The sequence below is a fragment of the Pseudomonas sp. BAV 4579 genome (genome assembly GCF_009765395.1).
Lineage (GTDB): Bacteria > Pseudomonadota > Gammaproteobacteria > Pseudomonadales > Pseudomonadaceae > Chryseomonas > Chryseomonas aestiva.
This window is the reverse complement of record NZ_WHOV01000235.1, coordinates 1-8935: the sequence shown is the minus strand read 5'-3', so window position 1 is coordinate 8935 and position 8935 is coordinate 1. Positions and strand designations below refer to the sequence as shown.

At 66.8% G+C, this 8935-nt stretch carries 8 protein-coding genes; 5 read left to right on the top strand and 3 right to left on the bottom strand.

What is annotated here, in order from left to right; genetic code table 11:
* Positions 1-6: 6 nt before the first annotated feature.
* Positions 7-1446, bottom strand: a complete 1440-nt coding sequence (gene xdhA, locus GSQ95_RS25655; RefSeq protein ID WP_158896601.1) for a xanthine dehydrogenase small subunit — start codon at positions 1444-1446, stop codon at positions 7-9.
* Between the two features lie 311 nt (positions 1447-1757).
* Between xdhA and GSQ95_RS26775 the strand changes: the two genes are divergently transcribed.
* Complete coding sequence (locus tag GSQ95_RS26775; RefSeq protein WP_256664725.1) at positions 1758-2441, top strand: CHASE4 domain-containing protein; 684 nt, start codon at positions 1758-1760, stop codon at positions 2439-2441.
* Positions 2405-4327: a bifunctional diguanylate cyclase/phosphodiesterase gene (locus tag GSQ95_RS25650; protein ID WP_256664724.1), complete on the top strand. Its 1923-nt coding sequence runs from the start codon at positions 2405-2407 to the stop codon at positions 4325-4327. Before GSQ95_RS26775 ends, GSQ95_RS25650 begins: the two co-directional genes overlap by 37 nt.
* Here GSQ95_RS25650 and GSQ95_RS25645 read toward each other — a convergent pair.
* Together GSQ95_RS25645 and GSQ95_RS25640 are read right to left on the bottom strand one after the other, a co-directional pair.
* Positions 4324-4956 carry a LysE family translocator gene (locus GSQ95_RS25645; RefSeq protein WP_158896602.1) on the bottom strand — a complete coding sequence of 211 codons (633 nt, stop codon included), beginning with the start codon at positions 4954-4956 and terminating at the stop codon, positions 4324-4326. The two genes, GSQ95_RS25650 and GSQ95_RS25645, sit on opposite strands and share 4 nt — an antisense overlap.
* Before the next feature lie 170 nt (positions 4957-5126).
* Positions 5127-6536 carry an efflux transporter outer membrane subunit gene (locus GSQ95_RS25640; RefSeq protein WP_158974010.1) on the bottom strand — a complete coding sequence of 470 codons (1410 nt, stop codon included), beginning with the start codon at positions 6534-6536 and terminating at the stop codon, positions 5127-5129.
* 138 nt (positions 6537-6674) lie between these two features.
* On the opposite strand from GSQ95_RS25640, the gene GSQ95_RS25635 reads away from it, so the two are divergent.
* The 3 genes from GSQ95_RS25635 to GSQ95_RS25625 form a co-directional block, all read left to right on the top strand.
* Positions 6675-7292: a TetR/AcrR family transcriptional regulator gene (locus GSQ95_RS25635; protein ID WP_158894908.1), complete on the top strand. Its 618-nt coding sequence runs from the start codon at positions 6675-6677 to the stop codon at positions 7290-7292.
* Positions 7293-7367: 75 nt separating this feature from the next.
* Positions 7368-8483: an efflux RND transporter periplasmic adaptor subunit gene (locus tag GSQ95_RS25630; protein ID WP_158894911.1), complete on the top strand. Its 1116-nt coding sequence runs from the start codon at positions 7368-7370 to the stop codon at positions 8481-8483.
* Positions 8480-8935 (top strand): efflux RND transporter permease subunit (locus tag GSQ95_RS25625; protein WP_178123853.1); only part of this gene is annotated, 456 nt, incomplete at its 3' end. The genes GSQ95_RS25630 and GSQ95_RS25625, both read left to right, overlap by 4 nt.

Below are 8935 nucleotides of genomic sequence, written 5' to 3'. Positions count from 1 at the left end.
AGGGTGCTAGACATGGGCGGTGACCCTCGTGGCGAGCGTGGGCTGGGTGGTCTCCAGGTGACATTTGCGCAGCAGGTTCTGCGCCGTCAGCAGACGGTATTCGCGACTGGCGCGGAAATCCGACAGCGGGGCGAAATCCTTGGCCAGGGCCTGGACGGCGCGTTCGATGGACGCGGCATTCCAGGGCTGGCCGAGCAGCGCCTGCTCGCACTGAGCGGCACGCTTGGGCGTGGCCGCCATGCCGCCGTAGGCGATGCGTACCGCCGCGACGCGGTCCTGCTCAAGTTCCAGGGCGAAGGCGGCACAGACCGCGGAAATGTCGTCATCCAGTCGCTTGGACACCTTGAAGGCGCGGAACACCAGTCCTTCACGGGCCCGCGGCACCCGTACCGCCTGGATGAATTCGCCGGGTTCCAGGGCGGTCTGGCGATAGTCGAGGAAGAAGTCGTCGAGGGCCAGTTCGCGCACCCGTTCGCCCTGGCGCAGCAGTACGCTGGCACCCAGCGCCAGGAGCAGGGGCGGACTGTCGCCGATGGGCGAGGCGTTGCCGATGTTGCCGCCCAGGGTGCCCTGGTTACGGATCTGCAGGGAGGCGAAGCGCTGCAGCAGGGCGCCGAAGTCCGGGTAGTCGGCGGCCAGGGCGGCGGCGCAATCGGCCAGCGGGGTGGCGGCGCCGATCTCGATGACCTCGTCGCTCAGGGTAACGCCGCGCAATCCGGGCAGGTTGCCCAGGTAGATCAGGGTCTCCAGGCGGCGATGCTGCTGGGTGACCTCCAGGGCCAGGTCGGTGCCGCCGGCCAGCAGGCGCGCCTCGGGATGGGTCAGGTAGAGACTGGCCAGTTCGCTCAGGCTGGTGGGGCTGTGGCAGCGTCGACCGTCTCCCTCCAGGCGCGTAGCGGCCACCGGCGCCAGGGCCTGGAGACGCTCCAGGGTCTGCTGCTCGCGGGCATCGAACTGATCCGGCTGCCGGCCGGCGCAGGCCTGTTCGGCCGCGGCCAGGATCGGCCGGTAGCCGGTGCAGCGACAGAGATTGCCGGCCAGGGCTTCGTGGGTCGCGGCGTCATCCGGCGCGGCCACGTTCTTCTGCAGGGCGAACAGCGACATGACGAAGCCCGGGGTGCAGTAGCCGCACTGGGAGCCATGGCAGTCGACCATGGCTTGCTGCACCTGATGCAGACGACCCCGGTGCTTGAGGTCCTCCACACTGATCAGCTGCCGGCCGTCCAGCGCCGCGACAAAGGTCAGGCAACTGTTGACGGTGCGATAGCGCAACCGGTCGCCGTCGGGCTCGGCCAGCACCACCGTGCAGGCGCCGCAGTCGCCCGAGGCGCAGCCTTCCTTGGTGCCGGTCTTGCCACAGCGCTCGCGCAGGTACTGCAGCACGGTGAGGTTGGGGTCGAGCAGCTCTTCGCTGCGCAGCTCCTGGTCCAGCAGAAACCTGATCACGGCCGCTCTCCACCTGGTCTCGAATGTCTTGATGGTGGGTAAAGCTGACCGATAGGTCAACATTTGCCCGGTCGAGTGGACCGCCCCTGTCGTTTTTGGACAAGCGGCCTGGCCAAGGCTGCGCCGTTCTGGCGCGCACAGTGGCGTGCTGCCCGCCGATGGTGCAAAAAACCGCTCTAGGCTGGGTTTCTGCGGAATATTTATGCCAGCGCTTCAAGGCCGTCACCTCTGTGTCGATATAAAGGTAGATGATTACGGCCAGGCCGCCTGCCGTCAGCACCCTCGTACAACCGTTGCCACAGGTCGCTAGCGTGCCTACCCAACTCAACCGCGTCGCCCGTCAGGCCTCCCTGGGTTTCTTCGCCCTGGTCACCCTCATCTTCACCCTGGCCGGCTGGATGCTGTTCGACCTGTGCGCGCGCATCGACGAGCAGCAGCGCCATCACAGCGAGGCGGATGCCCAGCGGGCGCTGGAGACGCGGCTGGACCGACTGGGCCGGGTGCTGACCGATTACTCCTTCTGGATCGAGGCCTATGCGCGGACCAGCAAGAAGGTCGACGTCAACTGGGCCTACGAAGAAGACAACGTCGGGCCATCCCTCTACAGCGGCTATGGCGTCAATGGCGCCTTCATCCTGGCACCCACTGGTGTCACGCGCTACGCCGTGGTCGGCGGCGGTCGCAGCAAGCTGCAACTGGATACCTGGCTGGGCGACGATCAGGCGCCGTTGCTGGCCCAGGCCCGGGAGCGTTCGCTCAAGGATGGCTATGCCCAGGGCTATTTTCTGATCGAGGGCAAGTCGGCCAGCGTGCTGGCCGCGGTCATCCGCCCGGACGCCACCTACCAAGACTTCAAGCGGCTGTCCTACATGGTCTTCGTCGACATCCTCACGCCGGACAAGCTCGCCCAGCTCGGCCAGACCTTCGAATTGCCCGGGCTGACCGCGGAGCCAGGGAATTGCCCGCCTTGGCGGAGCGGCCGACCCTGGTGGTGAAGTCCGATCCGGGTATCGCCGTGACCTTTCACTGGCGGGTGCATGGCATGGGGCAGGGTCTGCTGGGGCAGTTCCTGCCGTTGCTGGCGGCGATGTGCGGTCTGGCGCTGCTGCTGGTCTGGTACCTGCGCCGCCGGATCGGCCTGGCGGCACGGCAGACGGAGGTGGCCGAAGAGGCCCTGAGGCACAGCGAGCAGCGCTTCCGCACCGTTTCCGAGGCCTCGTCCGACTGGATCTGGGAAAGCGACGCCGAGCAGCGCCTGGTCTATCTCTCGGAGCGCTTCGTGGCGGTGACCGGCTTCAGCCGCGAGGACTGGCTGGGCCGCCCGCTGCACGAACTGCTCGGCTATCCGCCGAGCCAGGTGGAAGAAGTGGCGCGGACGCCCCTGGCGGCCGGCCGTACCCGGCGCCCGCTGCGCTGCGAAATGCGCGATGCCCGGGCCAAGCTCAGGTACTGCCAGCTGACGGCGCAACCCATCATCAGCGGTGGCCTGCTGGCGGGCTTTCGCGGCACCGTGTGCGACGTGACCGAGGAAATCGAGGCCAAGGCGCGCATCGAACACATCAGCCAGCACGATGCCCTGACCGGGCTGGCCAATCGTCATCAACTGCACCGCTACCTGGCGCAGCGCTTCGCCGAGGGCGTCAATGCCAGTCAGCCGCTGTATCTGCTGGCCCTCGACCTGGACCGCTTCAAGCCGGTCAACGACGCCCTCGGCCATGGCGCCGGCGACCAGGTGCTCTGCCAGGTCGCCCGGGAGTTGCGCGCCAGCGTGCGGGAAGGCGATCTGGTCGCGCGCATCGGTGGCGATGAATTCGTCATCGCGGTGAATGGCCCTCCGAGCGCCGAGCAGGTCAGCGTGCTGTGCAACCGGATGCTGGAGGGCATCGGCCGGCCCATGCGCATCGACGAGCACGACATCAGCATCGGGGCGAGCATCGGCATTGCCCGGGCGCCCCAGGATGGCAACCGCGCCGAGGATTTGCTGCGCTATGCCGACATCGCCCTGTACGAAGCCAAGGCGGCGGGACGCAACACCCTGAGGTTCTATGAACCCACCATGAACCAGCGCATCCTCGAACGGCGCCAGCTGGAAACCGAGTTGCGCCTGGGCTTGCAGCGACTGGAATTCGAACTGGATTTCCAGCCGCGCTTCGCCGCCGATGGCCAGCGCTTGCTGGGCGCCGAGGCGCTGGTGCGCTGGAATCACCCCGCTCGTGGTCGGCTGGCGCCCGCCGAGTTCATCGGGCTGGCGGAGGAGACCGGGCTGATCCTCGGCCTGAGCGACTGGGTGTTGCAGGAGGCGTGCAGCCAGGCCGTGACCTGGGAACCGCAGTTGATCGTGTCCATCAACCTGTCACCGCTGGAGTTCCAGCGCGAGGACCTGATCGCGCGGATCAGCAAGGTTCTCCTGCGCACCGGCATCGATCCGGCGCGGGTCGAGCTGGAACTCACCGAGAGCGTGCTGCTGGAGGATGCCGCCGGTGCCCTGGAATCGATGAAGAAGCTCAAGGCCCTGGGCGTGCGGCTGTCCATGGACGACTTCGGCACCGGCTATTCCTCGCTGAGCTATCTGCGCACCTATCCCTTCGACTGTCTGAAGATCGATCGCAGCTTCGTCGCCAACATCGAGGTGAGCGAGAGCAATGCGGCCATCGTCGAGGCGATCGTCAGCATGGGGCGGGCCCTGTCGTTGACGGTGGTGGCCGAGGGTATCGAGACCGCCGGCCAGCTGGCGCGCATCGCCGACCTCAAATGCGACCAGGCCCAGGGCTTCCACCTGCAGCGGCCGCTGTCCCCGGCGCGTTTCGCGGCCTTGCGGCAGGAGCAGTCTCAGTCGCGGGAAGCGTCGAACGACGCCAGCCGGACCCTGGTCACGCACTAGGCGCCAGGGGACCCCAGGGCCGCTCCCAGCAACAGCGCGGCGAACACCAGGAAGAGCGCGCCAGCCGCTCGCTGCAGCCGGGCGAGGGTGGTACCAACGGTCAGGCGGGCACTCAGGACGGTCGCCGCCCCGGCGTAGCTGCAATGGATGATGAAACTCATCAGGCAGAAGGTCGCCACCAGCAGCACCAGCTGCGGCAACAGCGGGCGATCCGCCTGGATGAAGGGTGGAAACAGCGCCAGGAAGAAGAGGATCAGCTTGGGGTTGGTGAGGGACACCGGCAAGCCCTGCAGGAGGTGTCTGCCACCGCTGACCGAAGGCCGAGTGGCGGCAGGCTGCCGGCCGTGGGCCGCGGGACCGCGCAGACGCCGCAGCCCCAGCCAGCCCAGATAGAGCGCGCCGACCAGCTGCAATCTCTGCAGGGTCCGCGGCGAGCTGCTCACCAGGGCGCCGAGCGCGGTGCTTGCCAGGATGGCCACCAGTAGTATGCCCAGCACCACCCCGAGGATGCCCGGCAGGGCGCCGCGCAGCCGCAGCTGCAGTGCATTGGTGATCGTGAGCAGTACGCCCGGGCCGGGGCTGGCGATGGTGAGGCCGCACAGCAGGAGGTAGAGGGCGAAGGGTTGCATTGACGTGTCTTAACCTGCTGGCATGGGACGACCGGAATGGCTGTCTACCTGGAGAGCTGACCGGTGCCGGCCAGGGGTACCCAGTATGGCCGGCCGGCTTGCAGGGGTCGCCATGCAGAATCCCGGCTTCTGTACCGGACAGCCGCGCGGGCCGGCCCGGTCGTCTTCTTTTATTGGAGGCTCAAGGCGGCGGTGGATGCGGGTTGCCAGCCTCCCCCCAGCGCCTTGAAGGTGCTTATTGCCGCCTGTGCGGCTGCCGTTTGCGCCTGGGCACGTGCATCGGCCGTGCGTAGCAGGCGCTCATCGGCCTGCAGCACATCGACCAGGGGCAGCACGCCCTTCTGGTAGGCGAGGGCGGCGGCCTGGCGGGCTTGGCTGAGCGAGGCCTCGCCCGCCGTCAGCAGGGTGACCTGCTCTTCGCGCTTCAGTTGGCCGGTCAGGGCATCTTCGACGTCTTCGGTGGCACGCAATACTGCCTGCCGATAGGCCGCCAGCGATTCCGCGCGCTGTCCCTTGGCCGCCTGGATCTGCGCATCGATCCGGCCGAAGTCGAACAGCCGCCAGCGTACGCCCAGGGCACCGAGCGCCTGATTGGCGTCGTGGCTGAAGAGATTGCCACTGGAAATCGTGGTGGCGCTGCCGAGCAGAGCGCTCAGGGAGAGCTTGGGATAGTACTCGGCCATCGCGGTGCCGATCCGGGCATTGGCGGCGGCCAGGCGGCGCTCGGCCGCGATCAGGTCCGGACGTCGACGGAGCAGGTCGGCGGGTGTGCCTGCCGTTTCGATGCGGGGGGCGTCGGGAATGGACGCGGCGCCAGCCAGTTGGCTACGCCAGGTGCCAGGTGGTGTCGCCAGCATCACATCCAGGGCATTCATGGCCCGCTCCAGCGAGAACTCCAGGCCGGGTATCGAGGCCTGAACCTCGGCCAAGCCCCCTTCGGCCTGGCGTAGCTCCCGGTCGGTCGCCAGTTCCTTGCCGTTCAATAGCCTGACCATCAACAGCAATCCCTGCTGGGTGTCCACCTGATGGCGAGCGATCGCCAGGCGTGTCTGCAGACCGCGGATGTCGACATAGAGGTCGGCCGTCTGGGCAGCCACGGCCAGCCGCACGGCACGGGCACCGGCCAAGCTGGCCTGGTACTCGGCCAAGGCGGCTTCGCGACCTCGACGCAGGCCGCCGAACACGTCCAGCTCCCAGCTTGCTTCGAGATTTACTTCATAGGAAGAACCGCTCCTGTCGTAGCCGGGCGCCGAGTCGAGCACCCGTCCAAGCGGTGTTTCCAGCGACTGATAGGCACGACCGGCCTGGCCACCAAGATCGCCTGCTGGCAATAGCGCGGCCTTGGCCGCCGTCAAGCCGGCACGCGCCTGGGTAATGCGTGCGTCGGCCTGGACCAGATCGAGATTTTGCGCAAGCGCCTGTTCTACCAGGCGGCTCAGGAGCGGATCCTTGAAACGGTCCCACCAGCCAGCCAGCGCCTGATCGGCCAGGGGCGCTGGCACCGGCTCCCGCTGGAAGGTTGCGGGCAGCGCAATTTCTGGCGCGTGGTAGTCAGGCCCAAGGGTACAGCCGCTCGCCAGGGGCGCTGGTGAGCAGAATCATCTGGAGTCTGGAGCGCATGGGCTTTTATCCTGAGCAACGCCTGAACGGTTTTTGTGACTAAAGTGTATATTGGTCACTTTCCGTTTCATTTTGCAACTGCTGGAACACCCAACCCCATGACTACCGAATCCGTTTCCCCTGGCCAGGCGCGTGGACCGGCCGAGCACGACGTTCGCCACCAGATCATGGTGGCAGCGAAAGACCACTTCAGCCGCTACGGCTACGAGAAAACCACGGTGTCCGAACTCGCCCGGAGCATCGGGTTTTCCAAAGCCTACATTTACAAGTTCTTCGATTCGAAGCAGGCGATCGGCGAGGCCATCTGTGCGGATTGCCTGCAGGGAATCGAGGCAACGGCAAGGGCCGCGGTCGGTTCGACTGACAGTCCGCCGGAAAAGCTCAGAAGGCTTTTCCAGAGCCTTCCGGCGGCAACCCTGCAGCTGTTTTCGGAGGATCGAAAGTTGTACGAAATCGCCATCTCTGCAGCCTCCGGTCGCTGGCCGGCCACGATCAGCTACGAAGCCCGGATGCAGGAGCTGCTCAAGGAGATTCTGCTGCAGGGCCGCGGGGAGGGGCAGTTCGAGCGCAAGACGCCGATCGACGACGTGACGACCGCGACCTATCTCGTGCTTCGACCCTATCTGAATCCGCTGATGCTGCAGCACAGCTTCGAGCATTTCGACGTCGCCCTCACCCAGCTGGCCAACCTGGTCCTGCGTAGCCTCTCGCCTTAAATTATCTAGTGACTATTGACTAAAAGGTCACTGGTATCAAATTGCGCGCTCTGCTGGCATCCTCTCGGAGCTTCCATGTTCGCGCGCCGTCTGCTTTCCACTGCTGTGGTGGCTACCGTCCTTCCGCTGTCTCTTGGCGGGTGCGACGCTCCTTCCCAAGGCGATCCCCGTACGCAGGCACCGCTGGTACGAGCCGCCGTGGCGCAACAGGCCGAGCGCGCTAGCCGCACCTTCACCGGCATCGTCGCCGCGCGAGTGCAGAGCGATCTGGGCTTTCGCGTCGCCGGCAAGGTTGCCGAACGGCTGGTGGACATAGGGGCAACCGTCAAGCGCGGACAACCGCTGCTCAAGCTCGATCCCAGCGATCTGCAACTGGCCCTGCAGGCCCAGCGCGAAGCCGTGGCCGCCGCCCAGGCGCGGGCTCGCCAGGCGGCAGACGATGAGGCTCGCTATCGGGACCTGCGCGGCACGGGGGCTATCTCGGTCTCCGGCTACGATCAGATCAGGGCCGCTGCGGATACGGCCAGGGCCCAGCTCAAGGCGGCGGAAGCCCAGGCGGAAGTCGCCCTCAACGCCAGCCGTTATGCCGTCCTGGTGGCCGATGCGGAGGGCACCGTGGTCGATACCCTGGCCGAGCCCGGGCAGGTCGTGGCCGCTGGGCAGATTGTGCTGCGCCTGGCTCGCGCGGGCGCCCGGGAGGTCGTCGTCCAGCTACCGGAGACCTTGCGTCCGGCGCTTGGCTCGCTGGCCCAGGCCAGCCGCTTGGGCGGCGAGCTACAGCCAGGACCGGCACGACTGCGGCAGTTGTCGGACAGCACCGATCGCGAGACCAGAACCTTCGAGGCGCGCTATGTGCTCGAAGGGGCGCTGGCCAAGGCGCCCCTGGGCACCACGGTGACACTGCGCATCCCGGAAGACTCCGGGCAGCGGGCGGAGGCCTTGCAGGTGCCGCTGGGCGCCCTGTACGACGAGGGCAGGGGCGCAGGGGTCTGGCGTATCCAGGGCTCGCCCGAGCAGGTCGCCTGGGTACCCGTGCAGGTTCGTCAGCTGGCGGATGACACCGCCCTGGTGGATGGCCCCCTCCTGCCGGGTGACCGGGTCGTGGCCCTCGGCGTTCATCTCCTTCACGAGGGCCAGGCGATCCGCCTGGCCACAGCTGCCAACAGTGCCCTGGAAGGACAGCAGCCGTGAGCGACAGCCGATTCAATCTGTCGGCACTGGCCGTCCGCGAGCGCTCGATCACCCTGTTCCTGATCCTGCTGATCTCGGTCGGCGGGGTACTGTCGTTCTTCAAGCTGGGCCGGGCGGAAGATCCGGCCTTCACGGTCAAGGTCATGACCATCATCACCGCCTGGCCGGGCGCCACGGCGCAGGAGATGCAGGATCAGGTCGCCGAGAAGCTGGAAAAGCGCCTGCAGGAATTGCGCTGGTACGACCGTTCGGAAACCTATACCCGTCCGGGGTTGGCCTTCACCACCTTGACGCTGCTCGACCAGACGCCGCCGGCCGAGGTGCCCGAGGAGTTCTACCAGGCGCGCAAGAAGCTCAGTGACGAAGCCAAGACGCTGCCCGCCGGGGTGATCGGGCCGATGGTCAACGATGAATACGCCGATGTCACCTTCGCGCTCTTCGCGCTCAAGGCC